Source organism: Occallatibacter sp. (genome assembly GCF_035317045.1).
GTDB lineage: Bacteria > Acidobacteriota > Terriglobia > Terriglobales > Acidobacteriaceae > Telmatobacter.
This window is the reverse complement of the sequence record NZ_DATHHT010000037.1, coordinates 1-17,658: the sequence shown is the minus strand read 5'-3', so window position 1 is coordinate 17,658 and position 17,658 is coordinate 1. Positions and strand designations below refer to the sequence as shown.

The following is a 17,658-nucleotide window of genomic DNA, read 5'->3' as shown; positions in this document are numbered from 1 at the left end:
ATCAGTGGACAGTGAACAGTGGACAGTTGACCTTGGCGCCGGAGCGTTTTTGATCACTGTGCACTGTTCACTGCTCACTGTGGTTCTACTTGCTGTACAACTCGACGATCAGTTGTTCGTTGATCGGGAGATTGACATCCTTGCGTTTGGGCAGGCTGAGAATGCGCCCAGACATGTTTTCGAAATTTGCTTCGAGCCATACCGGCACGGGGTTTTGCGCAGCGTACTGCGTGCCCTGCTCGATGATGATCAGCTTCTTCGCTGCTTCGCGGATTGCGATCTCGTCGCCCACGTTCACCTGGAACGAAGGAATGTTCACCTTGCGGCCGTTGACGGAAACGTGGCCGTGACGAACAACCTGGCGAGCCTGGCGGCGCGAAATGGCAAAGCCGAGACGGAAAGCCACGTTGTCAAGGCGCCGCTCGAGCTGCTGAATCAGCAGTTCGCCGGTAACGCCCGGTGCGCGGTTGGCCTTCTCGTAATAAGCGCGGAACTGGCCTTCGAGGGTGAAGTACATGCGCTTGGCCTTCTGCTTTTCGTGCAGTTGGAGGCCGTAGCCTACAATCTTGGCCTTGCGGTCCTTGCCATGTTGTCCGGGAGGAAAGTTGCGCTTCTCAATCGGGCAACGGTCCGATAAACATTTGGTGCCCTTCAAGAAGAGCTTGGTGCCTTCGCGACGGCAAAGGCGGCAGACTGCTCCGGTATAACGAGCCATTTCTTCTCCTGACTTCGGATGTCGGCCGGTTTACATCTCCGGAGGAGACTTCCTCCCGGCCCGGTGTTTCAGTGAACAGTGGACAGTGAGCAGTGAACAGTTTTTGGCGTGCCGTAATCTACAGCATCAACTGATTCCTACCCTGCCACTGCAAGTTGTCTGGTCAACGGAACACTTAATACTGCGAACTTCTGCACGAACAACTGATCATTGTTCACTTACCACTGACAACTGTCTTTAGACTCTCCGCCGCTTTGGCGGACGGCAACCATTGTGCGGAACCGGCGTGACGTCGCGGATTGAGCGAACATCGATGCCCGCTGCTGCCAGCGCACGGATAGCCGACTCGCGACCCGATCCGGGACCGGCAACGCGTACGTCGACTGCCCGCAAACCGTGATCGCGCGCCATCGACGCCGCATTCGACGCAGCCTGCTGCGCCGCGAACGGCGTACCCTTGCGCGAACCGCGGAAGCCGAGCGAACCCGAACTCTTCCAGCTGAGCGTATTGCCCACCGGGTCGGTGATGGTCACGATGGTGTTGTTGAACGAGGCTTGAATGTGGCAAATACCAAACGGCACATTCTTGCGCTCGCGCTTTTTGAATTTCTTGTTTTTGCCAGCTTTGCCGGCTGCGGCCTTCTGTTCTGGTTTCGCCATTAGGTCTTCGCCGTCGCTTTCTTCTTGCCCGCCACAGTGCCCTTACGCGGTCCCTTGCGGGTGCGTGCATTGGTGTGGGTGCGTTGTCCACGTACCGGGAGCGACCGGCGATGCCGGTTGCCGCGGTAGCTCTGAATATCGATGAGGCGCTTGATGTGCATCTGGGTGTCTTTGCGGAGATCGCCCTCGACTTCACCCTCGTCCTCAATCACCTGGCGGATGCGGTTTACCTCTTCTTCGCCGAGGTCCTGGACTTTCTTGTGGCCGTCAACTTTCGCCTTTTCCAGGATCTTCAGCGACCGGGGATTGCCGATGCCGTAGATGTACGTGAGCGCGATCCGAGCCTGCTTGTTGCGGGGCAGATCGACGCCAGCAATACGTGCCATTCTGAATCCTTTGCTGCTGCTGTTTTGTGCCTCCGGCCTCAACCGGCTCGCACTGGTTATTGCGGTTTACTCCGGGGTTCATCGCAAGCCTTGACTCAAGCTAACTAGCCCCTGAACAGTGGTCAGTAATCAGCAGACAGTGATCAGTTGTGTTCTTTCCGATTCAACCGCTTCAACTGTTCACTGTGCACTGTTCACTTTTTGGAGTTCCGCCCTCTTGCCAGGCTCGCTTAGCCCTGGCGCTGCTTGTGCTTTGCGTTTTCGCAGATCACGCGAACCACCCCACGGCGGTTGATGACCTTGCACTTCACGCAAATCTTCTTTACGGATGCACGGACCTTCATTGTTTACTGCCCTTCTCCGCGCATCTGCCGACAACGCGGTCTGTAGATCTTAACCTCGTCCAACAAAGCCCGCCTTGTTCGCGGGGCCTATCGGCACGGCTAAAGCCGTGCCCTTTCAAAACTGTCCAACTGGGCACTGATCACGTCCACTGTTCACTTATAGCGGTACACAATTCGCCCGCGGTTCAGGTCGTACGGACTCAGTTCTACGGCTACGCGGTCACCCGGCAAAATGCGGATGAAGTTCTTGCGCATTCTTCCCGAGACATGAGCCAACACTTCGTGGTTCGTCTCGAGCTTCACCTTGAACATGGCGTTGGGCAACGTCTCTGTGACCGTTGCCATGACCTCAATCGCATCTTCCTTCGACAAACTGTATCCACTTCTGGGCGCTTGAAGCGCCCTTGTGTTTTGGACCGAATCCTTGCCGCTATTCGGTCAGAACCTTTGCCCCGGTGTCGGTAACCGCCACCGTGTGCTCAAAATGAGCACTCATGCTTCCATCGCCCGTCACAGCCGTCCAGCCATCGCGCAACACGCGCACATCCGGTTTGCCTGCATTCACCATGGGTTCAATCGCGATTACCATTCCTGCACGCAACCGCATGCCTGAACCCGCTTCGCCGAAGTTCGGCACCTGCGGATCTTCGTGCATATGGCTGCCAATTCCGTGGCCCACAAAATCGCGCACTACCGAAAATCCCTCGGCCTCGACCACCTTTTGTACCGCGCTGCCGATGTCACCCAGCGTCGCTCCCGGCTTCACTACCGAGATACCCGCATGCAGTGACTTCTCTGTCACCTCAAGCAGCCGCGCCGTATCGGGCGCAATCTTCTCGCCCACGGGCACGGTGATCGCGGCATCCCCATAGTAGCCATCCACGATCGCCCCGCAATCCACCGAAACAATGTCCCCTTCTTTCAGGACCCGCTTCTTCGAAGGAATACCGTGCACAACTTCATTGTTGATGGAGGTGCAGAGCACGCAGGGAAACCCGTGGTATCCCTTGAAGGCCGGCTTGGCTCCCAATTCAGTGATGCGCGCCTCCGCCACCTTTTCGAGATCCAGAGTAGTGGCGCCTGGCTTGACCTGGCTGCGCACCAACTCCAGCACTTCGCGAACAACCTTGCCCGCTCGGCGCATTTTTTCTATCTCCAAAGACGACTTCAATACGACCGCCACTTCGTTTACCCTTTCAGGTTCAATGCACGCACAAAACCCCGTTCGCGCACTGCGCTATTGGCGCAGCCGCTCAACGGCAGCTACAATTCCAGCCGCAATCGCGGCAATTGGCCCATCTCCAGGCACTTCTACAAATCTACCCTGCTCCCGGTAGTGCTCAATCACAGGCGCGGTTTGGGCAGCGTAGGCGCGCATGCGCTCCGCAAAAGCCTTCTCCGTGTCATCGGCTCGCTGGATCAGTGCAGCCCCTTCAACATCACAAAAACCAGCCCTTTGAGGCGGTTTCGTATAGATGTTGTAGATGGTCTGGCAGACCGGGCAGTTCCTGCGCCCCGTAATGCGGCGCAATAACAGATTATAATCCACTTGGATACTGACGGCAACCAGCGGCAAAGCCTCTGTTTGCGTCGAAAGACGGCCATCCAGCCAGTGCGCCTGCGCCAAGGTCCGCGGGAACCCATCCAGAATGTAGCCTTTGACCGTATCCGGTTGCTGAAGTCTCACGGCCACCATCTCATTCACGAGGGAGTCTGGAACCAGTTCTCCTCGGTGCATGATTTCCTTGGCAGTTTTGCCGAGAGGCGTGCCCTGGGCCACATTGGCTCGGAGCAGGTCGCCGGTCGAAATCTGGGGTATCCCCCAATGTTGCACCAGTTCCTTGGCCTGGGTCCCCTTTCCCACGCCCGGCGCACCCAACAGGAGAATCGGTCCGGGTACGATCATTCTTGCCGACCCTCGATCTCCTTCTACTGTTTCTCTTGCACTTTCAATACTTGCTGCAGACGACGACATTACCAGTTTTTCCTTCCGCGTACACGACCGGAACGCGGGGAAAAGCCGTCATAATGGCGCATGATCAGCTGCGATTCGATCTGGTTGACAGTGTCCATAGCGACACCCACTACGATAAGCAGCGAGGTGCCGCCAAAGTAGAAATTGACCCCCAAACCGTGCGTAGCCCAGGTAGGCAAACTCTCAAAGAACCTACCGATTAACCAAATCTTGTCAAAACGGACGCCCGAAATCATGAAAGTGGGCACCATCTGGATCACGATCAAATACACCGCTCCCACCAAGGTAATGCGCGTGAGGATGTCATTGATAAAGTCAGAGGTGCGCTTGCCAGGTCGGATGCCGGGAATGAACGATCCGGATTTGCGGAAATTGTCAGCAATATCATCTGGCTTCATCACGATGGACACGTAGAAATATGCAAAAAATACGATCGCCAGCGCATTGAGCAGAACGTACCAGGGGTAGCCTGGTGCGAGCGCTTGGAGAATTGGCTGGAAGAACCGGTTGTTCTGCACCCAATCCATTTGTCCGAACAACAGGGGCGCTGAGAGTATGGAACTGGCAAAGATAATCGGCATCACGCCGCCGGAGTTGACTTTGAGCGGCAGGTGACTTGAGGAGCCGCCCATCATGCGTCGTCCGACAATGCGCCGGGCGCTCTGGATGGGAATGCGGCGCTCGGAACGCTCGACATACACAATAAACGCGACGACCGCGATCATGCCCACGGCCATGAACAGAACGGCAAAAATGGTAAGGGAGCCCCAGGCGCTGGTCTGTACCTTGGTCACCATTTCGGCAACACCGCGAGGCAGACCCGCAATGATGCCGGCGAAGATCAGCAAACTCATGCCGTTGCCGATGCCGCGATCCGTAATCTGCTCGCCGAGCCACATGATGAAGCCAGACCCTGTCGTCAGCGTCAGGACCGTCATGAGACTAAAGCCGATTCCTGGATTAAGGACCAAACCTTCTTTGGTCAGGATGGCCGCGATGCCGATGGACTGCAGTGCTGCCAGCACAATCGTCACATAGCGCGTCCACTGCGTGATTTTCCTGCGGCCGAGTTCGCCTTCCTTCTGGATGCGCGCCAGCGGCTCATACACCACCGTCAGCAGCTGGAAGATGATCGACGCAGTGATATAGGGCATGATGCCCAGCGCAAAGATGGTCATACGGCGCAGGTTGCCGCCGCCGAACAGGTCCATCAGGCCGAGCGCCGAACCGCTTTGCGCGTTGAACATCAGTTCAAGCTGGTGGGTGTTCACGCCGGGTGTGGGGATGAACGCACCCAGGCGGTACACGGCGAGAATGCCCAATGTGAACAGAACCCGCTTGCGCAGGTCAGGAATCCGGAAGATATTCAGAAACTTTTCAAGCATGTTTGGTTTTCCGCTTCAGGCGATGACGCCGCTCGATCTTGCCAAAGTCCAGTGTAAGCGCGAAGGTCGCCCCATGTCCCCGAATTCCGCCGGATGCCTTCAGCTTTCGATCTTGGCAGCCCTGAAGTCAGCCTGGCGGTGTTCGCGGACACATTGGGTGCCCCGGATCTCGATTCTTAGCCCGGGGACGGGTGTCCTACGCTGCCGCCGGCGCTCCCGCCACAACGGCCTTGCCGCCGGCTTTCTCGATCTTCTCGATGGCCGACTTTGAAAACTTGTGCGCATGGATGGTGATGGCCGATTTCAAATCACCCGAGCCAAGCACCTTGATCAGAGCCTTCTTGCTCGAGACCAGGCCCAGCTTCTTGTAGTCGTCGAGGCCGATTTCCTTCACGGAGAGCTCGGCAAACCGGTCGAGATTCACAACGCTGTACTCGGTGCGGAAGATATTGGTGAAGCCGCGCTTCGGAAGCCGGCGGTGCAGCGGCATCTGGCCGCCCTCAAAACCGCGCATGAGGCTGAAGCCCGAACGCGAACCCTGACCCTTATGGCCGCGGGTCGAGGTTTTTCCCATGCCGGATCCCATGCCCCGGCCCACACGCTTTGGCCCGGTGTTTGCATTCTTGGGCGCGCGCAAATTCGAAAGATTCTTTGCCATGATTTTCCTCGCTGATAGCGCCGATGAGGTTGATCCTCAGCGACTCGCGTTTGATAAAGCAGTGAAGAAGTGAACCAGTAAATCAGTGAAGAAATGAATCAGTCAAGCATTGAAGAAGCGAAGGGGCCCGAAGGATACTTCACTTTTTCACTCCTTCACTTCTTCACTGTTTCACTCTCGTCTTCCAGAATGCGAACCAGGTGCGGCACCGTCTTCACCATGCCGCGGATGGATTCGTTGTCTACGCGCTCGACGATCTGGTTGAGCCGCGTAAAGCCAAGACCCTTCACCACCGCCTTGTGCTTGGCGGGAGTGGAGTTCTTGGAGCGGTAGTATTCAATGCGAATCTTTTTGGTCTCAGCCATGATTAAAGCTCCTCAACCTGCTTGCCGCGCGCCGTGGCCACATCGGCCCTGTCGCGCAGTTGCACCAGCGCATCGAACGTAGCCTTGATCACGTTGTGCGGGTTCGCCGTTCCCAGGCTCTTGGTGAGCACGTTCTGCACGCCGACCGAGGTCATCACCGCGCGCACCGCACCGCCGGCAATCACGCCTGTTCCTTCCGGAGCCGGCTTCAGCAGCACATGGCCAGAACCGTAGCGGCCGAGCACCTGGTGCGGAATCGTCGTATCGGTCAGGTTGATGCGAACCAGGTTTTTCTTGGCCGCTTCGATTCCCTTGCGAATGGCCTGGGGAACTTCCTTGGCCTTGCCCGATCCGTAACCAACCACGCCCGAAGCAGCGTCGCCCACCACAACCAGCGCGGCAAACGACATGTTTTTGCCGCCCTTCACCACCTTGGTCACGCGGTTAATTGAAACCACCTGATCCTTCAGGTTGTACTGGTTGGCATCGAGTTTCTTATTCAAGATCATCATTGCTCTCTCGTCTCTTTCAGTGGACAGTGGACAGTGATCAGTGGTCAGACTTGGATGCTCTCACCATTTCGAAGTTTTCACTGTGCATTGTGCACTGTTTCACTGTTCACTGCTTTTAGAACTCAAGCCCTGCTTCGCGCGCTGCTTCGGCCAGTGCCTTGATGCGGCCGTGATACAGGAAGCCTCCGCGATCGAAGACCACCCTCTTGACGCCTTTTTCCTGCGCCTTCTCCGCGATCGCTTTGCCAATCTCCTTAGCCGCTGCCACATTGCCGCCGGTCTTTGATTTCGTGGCCAGTGTAGAGGCCGACACAATGGTCACGCCCTTCTGGTCGTCAATTACCTGCGCGTAGATGTGGTTCAGCGAGCGATACACGTTCAACCTTGGCCGCTCACCGGTACCGGCCAGCTTTGCGCGGATGCGCGAGTGAATCCGCTGGCGAATTTCATTTCTCTTGATCATCTTCGTCTCTTTCCTAATAGCGGAGCCGACCTACGGATCCGTTCGGGTTGAACTGCAGTGATCAGTTAACAGTGGTCAGTGGTCAGAACTTGCTAATGTCGACGGTCATCTAACTGATCACTGAACACTGACAATTGATCAGTGTTTATTTCGCGCCGGTCTTGCCGGCCTTCTTCTTCAACTTCTCGTCGGAGTAGCGGACGCCCTTGTTCTTGTACGGATCCGGCTTGCGCAGCGAACGCATGTCGGCGGCAACCTGGCCTACCTTCTGCCGGTCGATGCCGGAGATGGTGAGGTGCGTCTGCTTTGGATCGATCGCGACTTCAATGCCCGTGGGCAGCGGAACCTCGATGGGGTGCGAATAACCCAGCGTGAAAACAACGGTGCCCTTGCCCTTCAACTCGGCGCGATAGCCGATGCCAACGATATCCAGTTCCCGGGTCCAGCCCTTGGTCACACCGTGCACCGCATTGAACACCAGCGCACGCGTCAAGCCATGCACCGCAGCCTTGTCCTCGCTGGCGCGGATTACATGCAGAGCGCCGTCCCTGGTCTCGAGGGAAATGCCATCCGCAACGAGCGCCGATACATTACCCTTGGGCCCTTCAACGAGGACCGTGTTGCCCTCAACCTTGTACTTCACGCCGGAGGGCAGCGGAATCACTTTTTTCCCAATACGCGACATCGAATCAATCCTTCATTGGCTTGCGAGTCCCGAAGAACAGTGGTCAGTGTTCAGTGAACAGTGATTGCTTCCACTCTCATTCGTTCCACTGCAGCCGGAAAACAGTGAACAGTGTTCAGTGGACAGTGATCAGAACGTTTACCCAATTCTTAAGCGGCGAGTTCAAGCACGAACAAACTGACCACTGATCACTGACAACTGTTCACTGCCTTTACCACACTTCGCAGAGCAGTTCGCCGCCTACGCCTTCGCGGCGTGCCTGGCGGCCGGTCATCACGCCCTTGGGGGTCGTCATGATCGAGATGCCGAGTCCACCCTGAACGCGCTTGATCTCATCGCGGCCGATATAAACACGGCAGCCGGGACGCGAGATGCGCGCCAGGTCACGAATAGCAGCTTCCTGTCCGCCGTACTTGAGGTACACGCGGAGAATCGGCTTGCCATCCTCTTCCTGTGTCTTGTAGTTCGAAATGTAGCCCTCTTCCTTGAGAATGCGGGCAATCTCGGTCTTCAACTTGGAAGCCGGTACATCCAGCTTCTGATGACGCGCCCGGATTGCGTTCCGGATCCGCGCCAGAAAATCTGCTACTGGGTCGGTCAGACTCATTCCTTCTCCTTCATTCCCCGTTCGCTCCCGGTCTCACTTCAACAGGAGAACCAGCGGAAATGCGTACTTCAGTGATCAGTGCACCGTGGACAGTGATCAGTTCGGTTCGTGCCGGTCAGTTTTTCTGTTCACTGACCACTGTTCACTGTTCACTGCTTTTCTTACCAGCTGGACTTGACGACGCCGGGGATTTCTCCCTTGAGCGCCAGCGACCGGAAGCACAAGCGGCAAATCCCAAACTTCCGCAGGAATCCCCGCGGCCGTCCGCAGAGCTTGCACCGGTTGTGTTTGCGGGAGCTGAACTTCGGCTTCCGCGCGTCCTTCACTCTCTTTGCAGTAGTTGCCATAAACCCTCAAAAGTTCACATTTCTTAGTTCATAGTTCTCAGTTGTTCAATCGCCGGCACCCTGGCTGCGAACTACAAACTGCGAACTACGAACTGTTCTTACGCGCCCTGCCGGAACGGCATGCCGAAGGCTTTCAGCAGCGCACGCGCTGCGTTGTCGTCCTTCGCCGTGGTCACGATCGTGATGTTCATGCCTTTCAGCTTTTCCACCTTCGAATAATCAATCTCAGGGAAGATCAACTGGTCGCGCAAACCGAGCGTGTAATTGCCGCGCCCGTCAAAACTCTTGGTCGACACGCCGCGAAAATCGCGAACCCGCGGCAGTGCTGTCGAGATCAGGCGATCGAGAAATTCGTACGCCTTTTCGTTGCGCAGCGTCACCATCGCTCCGATGGACATGCCCGCACGCACCTTGAAGGCCGCAATCGACTTCTTGGCCTTGGTCATCACCGGCTTCTGTCCGGTAATCTGCGTCAGGTCGCCCACCAGCGGATCCAGAAGCTTGGTGTTCTGCGTCGCTTCGCCCAGGCCCATGTTAATGACGACCTTCTCGAGCCGCGGAACAGCCATCATGTTCTCGATGCCCAGTTCCTTCTTGAGCGCCTGCTTGATTTCCTTGTTGTACTTCTCTTTCAGCCTTGCTGCCATTCCTTCACTCTCTTTCTTCCGGTCTTCGGAGTGGACCGCTTTTGTCGATCCGTGTACCGCTGCGGAAGGTTTCCAAAATCAGTCTTCAGTGATCAGTGTTCGGTGATCAGAAATGATGCTGCACTTGGGCACGAAAAAACTGACCACTGATCACTGACAACTGTTCACTGCCTCTTACTTCTTCGTGGGCAACTCGGTCCCACACGTCTTGCAAATCCGCTGCTTGCTTGTGCCCTCAACCTTGTAGCCGATGGAGGCGGTTTCACAGTTCGGGCAGAGCAGGGCCACATTGGACACATTGATCGGGGACTCGTGTTCCGCAATGCCGCCCTTGGTCCGCTGTCCCTGCTTGCTCGAGACCGTCTTCTTCACTACGCGCACGTGCTCCACCAGCACCGTTCCCTTGTCGGGGAATACGCGCAACACACGGCCGGTCTTGCCGCTATCGGAACCCGCGAGCACCTTCACCACATCGTTACGACGAATATTCAAACTCGGCATTTGTTTTCTCCCAAGTGGTCAGTGAACAGTGGACAGGTCTACTTGCAGAATCTCAGCCCTACTTAGCCATGACTGCTTCATTGCCACCGTCAAAATTGTTCACTGCTCACTGTGCACTGTTCACTGCCCCTAAACCACTTCCGGTGCCAGCGACACTATCTTCAAAAACTTCTTCTCACGCAGTTCGCGAGCGACGGGGCCGAACACGCGCGTACCCACCGGCTCGTGCGCGTCGTCAATCACCACTGCCGCATTTTCGTCGAAGCGGATATAGGTTCCGTCACGGCGACGGTGCTCTTTGCGGGTGCGGACAATCACCGCCTTCACCACTTTGCCCTTCTTCACCGTGCCATCCGGCGAAGCTTCCTTCACCGCGGCAGTCACCACATCGCCCAATCCGGCTTTCTTGCCGAGTCCGCCGCCCAGGGGCAGAATCACTTGCAGCTTGCGCGCGCCGGAGTTGTCGGCCACCGCGAGCATGGTTCTCATTTGCACAGCCATGGATTCTTCTCCTTAAGAACCGGTCCGCCTACTTGGCGGCTTCTACTGCGGCGGCTGTTCCAGCCGTGTCTTCAATCTGCGCCAGCGACGAACGCCGAACGATCTCTTCAAGCGACCACCGCTTCAGCTTGCTCAACGGCCTGGTCTCGCGAATCCGAACCACATCGCCCAGCCGCGCCGAATTCTGCTCGTCGTGCGCGTAGAACTTTTTCGAGCTCTTCACAATGCGCTTGTACTTCGGATGGGCCTTGCGCATCTCGACCTCGACCACAATGGTCTTCTGCATCTTGGTCGAAACCACGTTGCCCACCTTCTCGTTACGCCGGGATGCCGGCGCCTGCTTCTCTGTTGCTACCGTCATTTACCGGCTCCCTTCTTCTTTGCGCTGCCCGCTGCGCTCTTCTTGGCGCTCTTCTTAGCGGTGGACCTGGGTCCCTTCGTCACGCTTTTCTTCTTTGCGCCAGACTTGGCCTTCGCAGACTTGGCCTTCGCCGGCTTCTTCGCGCTGGTTTTCGCGGTCTTCTTCTCTTCGCCATGGGGCAAGGTTGAAACCAGCTCATGCTGTGCGCCGCGAATGCCCAGTGCGCGCTCGCGCGAAACGGTCTTGATCTGTGCGATCTCCTTGCGCAACTGGCGAAGCTTCTTCACTCCGTCGTTCTGCCCCATCGAGACCTGGAAGCGAAGCCGGAACAGCTGTTCACCCGAGGTCTTCTCGTGGTGCAGCAGCTCGTCGTCGCTCAAACTACGAATCTTTGCGAGTTCCATCTTTTCTCTCCGGCGCTCTGCCAATCCCCGCGGGAATCAGCGACGCGTCTTTCCCTAGGCCGACTTCTTTTCGGCCGCTACTACCCGCTCGGCGCCCGGACGCTGCACAAACTTGGTCCGCAGCGGCAACTTGTTCGACGCCAGTCGCATTGCTTCCTGCGCGATTTCAGGCGTCACGCCTTCCATCTCGAACAGGATCTTGCCGGGGCGAACGACTGCTACCCAGTGATCCAGCGCGCCCTTGCCGGAACCCATACGGACTTCGGCCGGCTTCTTGGTGATTGGCTTGTCTGGAAACAGCCGCAGCCAGATTTTGCCGCCGCGCTTGATGAAGCGAGTCATGGCGATACGGCTGGCTTCGATCTGCCGGTCGGTGATGTACCCGCACTCCAGGACCTTCAAACCGTACTCACCGAAAGACAGGGAGGATCCACGCCACGCTTTACCGCGCCGCTTGCCCTTCTGCTGCTTCCGGAACTTCACCTTCTTTGGCATCAACATAACGAAATCCTCAAGTGCAGTGGTCAGTTGACAGTGAACAGTGAACAGTTGGCATTTACTTCAGCCTGCATCTCAACTGTTCCTTCGTCCTGCTCCAACCGCCTTCGTAAGAACCCAAAAACCTTCAACTCGCCCGGACACTGACCACTATTAACTGATCACTGTCCACTGCCCTTAAAACACTCCCGAACCTGCGGGCGCGGGCTGGCGACGCTTCTGCTCGTAAATGTCGCCGCGATAGATCCACGTCTTTACGCCGATTACGCCGTAGGTGGTGTGCGCCTCGGTAAACCCGTAATCGATATCGGCGCGCAGCGTGTGCAGCGGCAAACGCCCCTGCAGATACCACTCCGAGCGCGCGATTTCGTTGCCGTTCAAACGGCCGGAGACACGCACCTTGATTCCCTTGCAGCCGAAACGCAGCGCCGAATCCACGCTCTTGCGCATCGCGCGGCGGAAGCTCACGCGCTTTTCGAGCTGCAGCGCGATATTCTCAGACACCAGCTGTGCGTCCAGTTCCGGCTTGTTCACCTCGATGATGTCGATGAACACTTCGCGGTTGGTGCGCTTGCCGAGCTCGGTCTTGAGCTTCTCGATTTCCGCGCCCTTGCGGCCGATGACGATACCCGGACGCGCGGTGCGAATCAGAAAGCGCAGCTTGTTGCCCGGACGCTCGATTTCCACCGAGCTCACGCCGGCAGCCTTGAGCTTTTCGCGCAGCTCTGCCTTGAGCTTCACGTCTTCGACCAGGAGCTTGTCATAGTCGCGCTCAGAGAACCAGCGCGAACGCCACGGCTTGTTCACTCCCAGCCGGAATCCATAAGGGTGGACTTTCTGTCCCATACTTTTTTCCTCAAACCTCTCGGCCTACTTCTTGGCCTTTTTCTTCGTTGCTGCAACCGGCTTCTTCGCCGCTGATTTCTTTGCCGTCTTCGGGACTGACTTTTTCGCGCCCGTCTTCTTCCCTGACTTGCCTGCTGTTGCCGGCTCGTCAGCCTTGGTCACCAGGTGCGAGTTTCCGCCATCGCGCTCGGCCACGGACAAGATGATGTGCGTCAGCCTGCGCTGGTAGCGATATGCGCGCCCCATCGGAGCGGGACGGATCCTCTTCATGCGCGGACCGTCGTTGGCAATCGCCAACTTCACATAGAGGTTGTCGACGTCGACATCTTCACCCCGCTCGCCCGACACGTACTTCGCGTTGTCCACAGCCGAGGTCAGCAGCTTGTGAATCACCGGAGCAATGCGCTTCTTGGTGAACTGGGCCGTCTCCAGCGCTTCCTGAACGCCCCGGCCCTTGATCAGGTCCAGCACCAGCCGCGCCTTCTGCGGCGACACCCGCTGAAACCTTGCTTCGGCCCGGTATTCTTTTGTCTCGACTGCCATTGGTTTCTTCCTCAAAATCTTTGCTGGCAGTATTCAGTGAACTGTCCACTGCTCACTGTCCACTGCTTTTCTCTAACGCGGTCCCGCCGGCTTCGCCACAGCTTCCGCCGCCTTCGATCCGCCTGTGTGCCCCTTGAACGTGCGCGTCGGAGCGAATTCACCCAGCTTGTGTCCCACCATGTTCTCGGTCACGTACACCGGAACGAACTTTTTGCCGTTGTGCACCGCGATCGTGTGTCCCACAAACTCCGGGAAGATCGTCGAGCGCCGCGACCAGGTCTTCACGACCTTCTTATCGTTGGCCACGTTGAGCACCTCGATCTTTGTCGTCAGGTGCGCATCCACAAACGGGCCCTTTTTCGTCGAACGTGCCATAGTCCCTCAGCTCCTCTACTTCGCCCGGCGGCTGATGATGAACGCATCGGTCCGCTTGTTGTTGCGTGTCTTGTATCCGCGCGTCGGCTGGCCCCACGGGGTTACCGGATGACGGCCGCCCGAGGTCTTGCCCTCACCTCCGCCGTGCGGGTGATCCACAGGATTCATCGTGACGCCGCGGTTGGTCGGGCGGATGCCCTTCCAGCGGTTGCGTCCCGCCTTGCCGATCGACACATTCTCGTGATCGGTATTACCCACCTGTCCAACCGTCGCCAGGCACTCTACCAGCACCTTGCGCGTTTCGCCGGAAGGAAGCTTCAGAAGCGCGTAGTCGCCTTCCTTCGCCACCAGCTGCGCCTGCGCACCGGCCGAACGCGCCATCTGCGCGCCTTTGCCCGGCCGCAACTCAACGGCATGCACCGTAGTGCCGGCGGGAATATTCTTGAGCGGCAGTGCATTGCCCACCAGGATATCGGCCTCGGGACCGGAACTTACCGTTGCCCCAACCTTCAAGCCCACAGGCTGCAGAATGTAGCGCTTCTCGCCGTCGGCATAGTGCACCAGCGCAATGCGGGCCGAGCGATTTGGATCGTATTCAATGGTCGCAACCTTCCCCGGCACTCCGAACTTATCGCGCTTGAAGTCGATCAGGCGGATCTTCTGCTTGTGTCCGCCGCCGTGGTGGCGAATCGTCATGTCGCCCGTGTTGCGCCGTCCGCCCGTGCGCTTGCGCACTGCCAGCAGCGGCTTGTGCGGCTTGTCCGTCGTCAGGTCGTCATTGACCAGCGTGGTCTGAAAGCGCAACGTCGGCGTTATCGGTCTGTATGTCTTGATAGCCATCGTCTTATGTCCTGGAGTGCCTGCGCCTGACTTCTGCGCCGCTCTCCCCGTTTCTCCGAAGCCTCTCTACTTCACCGGCTCCGATATTCCTTGTTGGCAACTGTGAACTTTGAATCGTGAACTCCACTGAACACTGTTCACTGACAACTGTTCACTGCCTTTACAGGTTGCTCACATACTCCGGCAGCTTCTCCCCAGCCTTCAGCCGAACGTAAGCCTTCTTCCAATCCGGTCGAAATCCCGCGAACTTTCCGCGGCGGCGTTCCTTGCCCACCACGTTCGCGGTCCGCACCGCGGCCACCTTCACCTTGAAGAGAGCCTCCACTGCCTGCCTCACTTCGGTCTTTGAAGCATCGGGAGCCACGTCAAACACCAGCGTGCCCTCGGTTTCCTTTACGCTCAAACCCTTTTCCGTAATCAAGGGCCGACGAATCACTGTATAAAGACTCGACATTACGCGGCCTCCGTATGCGCTGCGCTGCGCTTTGAAACGGTCTTCACAAGAGAATCCGTCAACTGCTCGATCGCGGCCTTGGAGAAAATAGCCCGCTCATACCGCAACAGATCGTAGGGATGCACTTCGTTGTTGAGAACCAGTTCGACGCCCTTCAGATTGCGCGCACCGAGCATCAGCGACTGCGAGAGCGTTTTGCCGTTTTCGACAATCAACGCCGTGCGTGTCACGGAAAGCTTGTCCAGCGCCTGGCGATAGAGCTTGGTCTTGCCTTCTTTCAACTCCAGCGTATCCACCACCGTCAGCTTGCCGTCGGCCAGCTTTGAAGCCAGCGCCGAACGCAATGCGCCCTGCAACTTCTTGCGGGGGAATGCATAGTCATAGCTGCGCGGCTTGGGTCCGTGCACGGTGTAACCATGCCGCCACAGTGGCGAGCGGACTGAGCCGATACGTGCGCGGCCAGTGCCCTTCTGCTTCCACAGCTTCTTGCCGGAACCCGAAACTTCAGTGCGGCTCTTGGTCTTGTGCGTGCCCTGGCGCAGCGAAGCGCGATAGTGCTTCACCGCTTCCCACAGCAGAGCCTCGTTGACCTGGCCATAAACCGAATCGGCCAGTTCGAGCGAGCCCACTTTTTCGCCGTTCAAATTTACAACATCTACGTTTGCCATCGTCTTCTTCTTCTTCCGCCGGACTCACATCCGGCTCTGAATCTCTTCCGCCGACGTCTTTCCGTCAGCTTCCATCTCATGCGCCGCATGGCGCCTTCGGCCCACCGCAGCTGGCTTACTTCCTCTTTGCGGTTGCCTTCTTCGAAGCCTTCAGCGGATCGACCGTGGTCGAGCCCGCAAATCCACGACGCTCGCGTGGTGGAGTCTTGGCCTTCGAAATCAGCACATAGCCTTCACGCGATCCCGGAACTGCACCTTCAACCATCAACAGGTTCTCTTCGAGATCAATACCGCGAATGCGAAGATTGCGAACCGTGATCTGCGCCGCGCCCATGTGCCCCGGCATTCTTTGCCCTGGGAAAACGCGCGACGGAAAGCTCGATGCACCGATCGAACCCTGCACCTGGAACATGTGTCCGTGCGACTTCGGTCCGCCGCCAAACTTGTGCCGGCGAACGACGCCAGCGAAACCGCGGCCTTTCGAAGTACCGATCACGTCAACAAACTTCGCATCGGTGAAGATATCCACCAGCACGCGGTCGCCGGCCTTCGTTTGTACTTCGCCTTCCGGGGAAGCTTCCACGGCGACTTCCTTGATCAATTTCACCGGCGGCGCTTCGGTCTTCGCGAAGTGTCCGGCCTGCGGCTTGGTCACGTTCTTGGTCTTGATGAACTCCACCAGGCCAATTTGCGCGGCGTCATAGCCGTCCCTGGCCAACGTCTTCAACTGCGTAATCACGCAAGGGCCGGCCTGCAACACCGTAATCGGGTGCACATCGCCCTTCTCGTCGAAGACCTGCGTCATGCCGATCTTTTTTCCCAGAATCCCTGTGACTGCCATATCTTCCTCACCTCATCATGCAAAGCACTCGACTCTGCACTGCCGGGCCCTTCTCGGGCTTTCTACTTTTGGTTTAGGTCCTGCTGCTCAGACTTGGCGCTCGAAGAGCGCGTCCGCCTGGACGGCCAGTCCTATTTTTCAAACGCCTTGATCTCGACGTCCACGCCTGCCGGGAGATCGAGCTTCATCAGCGCGTCCACCGTCTGTTGCGTCGGCTCAAGAATGTCAATCAGCCGCTTGTGGGTGCGAATTTCGAACGCCTCGCGCGACTTCTTGTCCACGTGCGGCGAACGCAGCACGCAGTACTTGTTCTTGATCGTCGGCAACGGAATCGGACCTGCAACCGTTGCTCCGGTGCGCTTGGCCGTCTCCACAATCTCGCCGGTCGAGGTATCCAGCACGCGATAGTCGTATGCCTTCAACCGAATTCGTATCCTTTGACCTACCATTTGCGTCCTTCCAGTGATCAGTGTTCAGTGAACAGTGATCAGTTTTCTTCGCCTGCCGTCGCTCTTTGCTTGAACCGCAGCAGCTTCGGCTGTCCACTGTTCACTGCACACTCGCTACTTGATAATTTCCGAAATCGCGCCTGCGCCTACCGTGCGTCCGCCTTCGCGGATGGCAAACCGCAATCCCTTTTCCATGGCTACTGGCGTAATCAGTTCAATCGTCAGCTCCACGTTGTCGCCCGGCATCACCATCTCCGTGCCTTCAGGCAATTCCGCCACTCCGGTTACATCCGTCGTACGGAAGTAGAACTGCGGACGGTAACCCTTGAAGAACGGCGTATGACGGCCGCCTTCTTCCTTGCTCAGGACATAGATCGTCCCCTTGAACTTGGTGTGAGGCGTAATCGATCCCGGCTTGGCCAGAACCATGCCGCGCTCCACGTCTTCCTTGGCAATGCCGCGCAGCAGGATGCCGGCGTTATCGCCCGCCAGGCCTTCGTCCAGCTGCTTCTTGAACATTTCAACGCCCGTGCAAACCGACTTGCGGGTCTCGCGGAAGCCGACAATCTCGACATCCTCGCCAACCTTCACCTTGCCGCGCTCGATGCGGCCCGTGACTACCGTGCCA

At 57.5% G+C, this 17,658-nt stretch carries 30 protein-coding genes; all 30 read right to left on the bottom strand.

The features are described 5' to 3' along the window. Nucleotides 1–85: 85 nt before the first annotated feature. Entirely contained in the window at nucleotides 86–715 is a 630-nt protein-coding gene (rpsD, locus tag VK574_RS18150; RefSeq protein WP_472801282.1) for a 30S ribosomal protein S4, read from the bottom strand. 237 nt (nucleotides 716–952) lie between these two features. Then, on the bottom strand, nucleotides 953–1,375 hold the full coding sequence (gene rpsK / locus VK574_RS18145) for a 30S ribosomal protein S11 (RefSeq protein ID WP_472801281.1): 423 nt from the start codon (nucleotides 1,373–1,375) through the stop codon (nucleotides 953–955). Beyond that, on the bottom strand, nucleotides 1,375–1,761 hold the full coding sequence (gene rpsM, locus VK574_RS18140; RefSeq protein WP_472801280.1) for a 30S ribosomal protein S13: 387 nt from the start codon (nucleotides 1,759–1,761) through the stop codon (nucleotides 1,375–1,377). The genes rpsK and rpsM overlap by 1 nt, the downstream gene beginning before the upstream one ends. 230 nt (nucleotides 1,762–1,991) lie before the next feature. Further along, nucleotides 1,992–2,105, bottom strand: coding sequence for a 50S ribosomal protein L36 (rpmJ, locus tag VK574_RS18135; RefSeq protein ID WP_026445768.1), 114 nt, complete (start codon nucleotides 2,103–2,105; stop codon nucleotides 1,992–1,994). A gap of 153 nt (nucleotides 2,106–2,258) precedes the next feature. After that, a complete protein-coding gene (gene infA / locus VK574_RS18130) occupies nucleotides 2,259–2,477 on the bottom strand; it encodes a translation initiation factor IF-1 (protein ID WP_472801279.1) in 219 nt (72 codons plus the stop codon). 58 nt (nucleotides 2,478–2,535) lie between these two features. Continuing rightward, nucleotides 2,536–3,288, bottom strand: a complete 753-nt coding sequence (gene map, locus VK574_RS18125) for a type I methionyl aminopeptidase (RefSeq protein WP_472801278.1) — start codon at nucleotides 3,286–3,288, stop codon at nucleotides 2,536–2,538. Between the two features lie 54 nt (nucleotides 3,289–3,342). Continuing rightward, nucleotides 3,343–4,011 (bottom strand): adenylate kinase, encoded by a 669-nt coding sequence (locus VK574_RS18120; RefSeq protein WP_472801277.1) that lies wholly within the window; start codon nucleotides 4,009–4,011, stop codon nucleotides 3,343–3,345. A 68-nt stretch (nucleotides 4,012–4,079) separates the two neighbouring features. Continuing rightward, nucleotides 4,080–5,465 (bottom strand): preprotein translocase subunit SecY, encoded by a 1,386-nt coding sequence (secY, locus tag VK574_RS18115; protein WP_472801276.1) that lies wholly within the window; start codon nucleotides 5,463–5,465, stop codon nucleotides 4,080–4,082. 196 nt (nucleotides 5,466–5,661) lie between these two features. Next, a complete protein-coding gene (rplO, locus tag VK574_RS18110; RefSeq protein WP_472801275.1) occupies nucleotides 5,662–6,123 on the bottom strand; it encodes a 50S ribosomal protein L15 in 462 nt (153 codons plus the stop codon). A 155-nt stretch (nucleotides 6,124–6,278) separates the two neighbouring features. Beyond that, entirely contained in the window at nucleotides 6,279–6,488 is a 210-nt protein-coding gene (rpmD, locus tag VK574_RS18105) for a 50S ribosomal protein L30 (RefSeq protein ID WP_472801274.1), read from the bottom strand. A 2-nt stretch (nucleotides 6,489–6,490) separates the two neighbouring features. Beyond that, the gene (gene rpsE / locus VK574_RS18100) at nucleotides 6,491–6,997 is read right to left on the bottom strand and encodes a 30S ribosomal protein S5 (RefSeq protein ID WP_472801306.1); all 507 of its coding nucleotides are present in this window, start codon (nucleotides 6,995–6,997) and stop codon (nucleotides 6,491–6,493) included. A gap of 118 nt (nucleotides 6,998–7,115) precedes the next feature. Beyond that, nucleotides 7,116–7,463, bottom strand: a complete 348-nt coding sequence (rplR, locus tag VK574_RS18095; RefSeq protein WP_472801273.1) for a 50S ribosomal protein L18 — start codon at nucleotides 7,461–7,463, stop codon at nucleotides 7,116–7,118. 145 nt (nucleotides 7,464–7,608) lie between these two features. After that, nucleotides 7,609–8,148 (bottom strand): 50S ribosomal protein L6, encoded by a 540-nt coding sequence (gene rplF, locus VK574_RS18090; protein WP_472801272.1) that lies wholly within the window; start codon nucleotides 8,146–8,148, stop codon nucleotides 7,609–7,611. A 211-nt stretch (nucleotides 8,149–8,359) separates the two neighbouring features. Beyond that, nucleotides 8,360–8,755 (bottom strand): 30S ribosomal protein S8, encoded by a 396-nt coding sequence (gene rpsH / locus VK574_RS18085; protein WP_472801271.1) that lies wholly within the window; start codon nucleotides 8,753–8,755, stop codon nucleotides 8,360–8,362. Between the two features lie 161 nt (nucleotides 8,756–8,916). Further along, nucleotides 8,917–9,102, bottom strand: a complete 186-nt coding sequence (locus VK574_RS18080) for a type Z 30S ribosomal protein S14 (RefSeq protein WP_472801270.1) — start codon at nucleotides 9,100–9,102, stop codon at nucleotides 8,917–8,919. A 98-nt stretch (nucleotides 9,103–9,200) separates the two neighbouring features. Next, nucleotides 9,201–9,749 carry a 50S ribosomal protein L5 gene (gene rplE, locus VK574_RS18075; protein ID WP_472801269.1) on the bottom strand — a complete coding sequence of 183 codons (549 nt, stop codon included), beginning with the start codon at nucleotides 9,747–9,749 and terminating at the stop codon, nucleotides 9,201–9,203. 174 nt (nucleotides 9,750–9,923) lie between these two features. Beyond that, nucleotides 9,924–10,250, bottom strand: a complete 327-nt coding sequence (rplX, locus tag VK574_RS18070) for a 50S ribosomal protein L24 (RefSeq protein WP_472801268.1) — start codon at nucleotides 10,248–10,250, stop codon at nucleotides 9,924–9,926. Between the two features lie 129 nt (nucleotides 10,251–10,379). Continuing rightward, nucleotides 10,380–10,751, bottom strand: a complete 372-nt coding sequence (gene rplN / locus VK574_RS18065) for a 50S ribosomal protein L14 (protein ID WP_348264184.1) — start codon at nucleotides 10,749–10,751, stop codon at nucleotides 10,380–10,382. Nucleotides 10,752–10,779: 28 nt separating this feature from the next. After that, on the bottom strand, nucleotides 10,780–11,112 hold the full coding sequence (gene rpsQ / locus VK574_RS18060) for a 30S ribosomal protein S17 (RefSeq protein ID WP_472801267.1): 333 nt from the start codon (nucleotides 11,110–11,112) through the stop codon (nucleotides 10,780–10,782). Then, entirely contained in the window at nucleotides 11,109–11,516 is a 408-nt protein-coding gene (gene rpmC, locus VK574_RS18055) for a 50S ribosomal protein L29 (protein ID WP_472801266.1), read from the bottom strand. The genes rpsQ and rpmC overlap by 4 nt, the downstream gene beginning before the upstream one ends. Nucleotides 11,517–11,570: 54 nt before the next feature. After that, the gene (gene rplP / locus VK574_RS18050; RefSeq protein ID WP_472801265.1) at nucleotides 11,571–12,017 is read right to left on the bottom strand and encodes a 50S ribosomal protein L16; all 447 of its coding nucleotides are present in this window, start codon (nucleotides 12,015–12,017) and stop codon (nucleotides 11,571–11,573) included. A 174-nt stretch (nucleotides 12,018–12,191) separates the two neighbouring features. Beyond that, entirely contained in the window at nucleotides 12,192–12,860 is a 669-nt protein-coding gene (gene rpsC / locus VK574_RS18045; protein ID WP_472801264.1) for a 30S ribosomal protein S3, read from the bottom strand. Nucleotides 12,861–12,884: 24 nt separating this feature from the next. Continuing rightward, a complete protein-coding gene (gene rplV / locus VK574_RS18040; protein ID WP_472801263.1) occupies nucleotides 12,885–13,403 on the bottom strand; it encodes a 50S ribosomal protein L22 in 519 nt (172 codons plus the stop codon). Between the two features lie 72 nt (nucleotides 13,404–13,475). Then, nucleotides 13,476–13,778 (bottom strand): 30S ribosomal protein S19, encoded by a 303-nt coding sequence (gene rpsS / locus VK574_RS18035; protein ID WP_472801262.1) that lies wholly within the window; start codon nucleotides 13,776–13,778, stop codon nucleotides 13,476–13,478. A 15-nt stretch (nucleotides 13,779–13,793) separates the two neighbouring features. Continuing rightward, entirely contained in the window at nucleotides 13,794–14,618 is an 825-nt protein-coding gene (rplB, locus tag VK574_RS18030) for a 50S ribosomal protein L2 (RefSeq protein ID WP_472801261.1), read from the bottom strand. A gap of 160 nt (nucleotides 14,619–14,778) precedes the next feature. Further along, entirely contained in the window at nucleotides 14,779–15,072 is a 294-nt protein-coding gene (locus VK574_RS18025; protein WP_472801260.1) for a 50S ribosomal protein L23, read from the bottom strand. After that, nucleotides 15,072–15,740, bottom strand: coding sequence for a 50S ribosomal protein L4 (gene rplD / locus VK574_RS18020; protein WP_472801259.1), 669 nt, complete (start codon nucleotides 15,738–15,740; stop codon nucleotides 15,072–15,074). Before rplD ends, VK574_RS18025 begins: the two co-directional genes overlap by 1 nt. A 115-nt stretch (nucleotides 15,741–15,855) precedes the next feature. Continuing rightward, entirely contained in the window at nucleotides 15,856–16,581 is a 726-nt protein-coding gene (gene rplC / locus VK574_RS18015; RefSeq protein ID WP_472801258.1) for a 50S ribosomal protein L3, read from the bottom strand. 131 nt (nucleotides 16,582–16,712) lie between these two features. Next, nucleotides 16,713–17,030 (bottom strand): 30S ribosomal protein S10, encoded by a 318-nt coding sequence (gene rpsJ / locus VK574_RS18010; RefSeq protein WP_348264174.1) that lies wholly within the window; start codon nucleotides 17,028–17,030, stop codon nucleotides 16,713–16,715. 114 nt (nucleotides 17,031–17,144) lie between these two features. After that, nucleotides 17,145–17,658, bottom strand: a 514-nt coding sequence (locus VK574_RS18005; RefSeq protein ID WP_472799411.1) for an EF-Tu C-terminal domain-related protein, incomplete at its 5' end; no start/stop codon positions are given.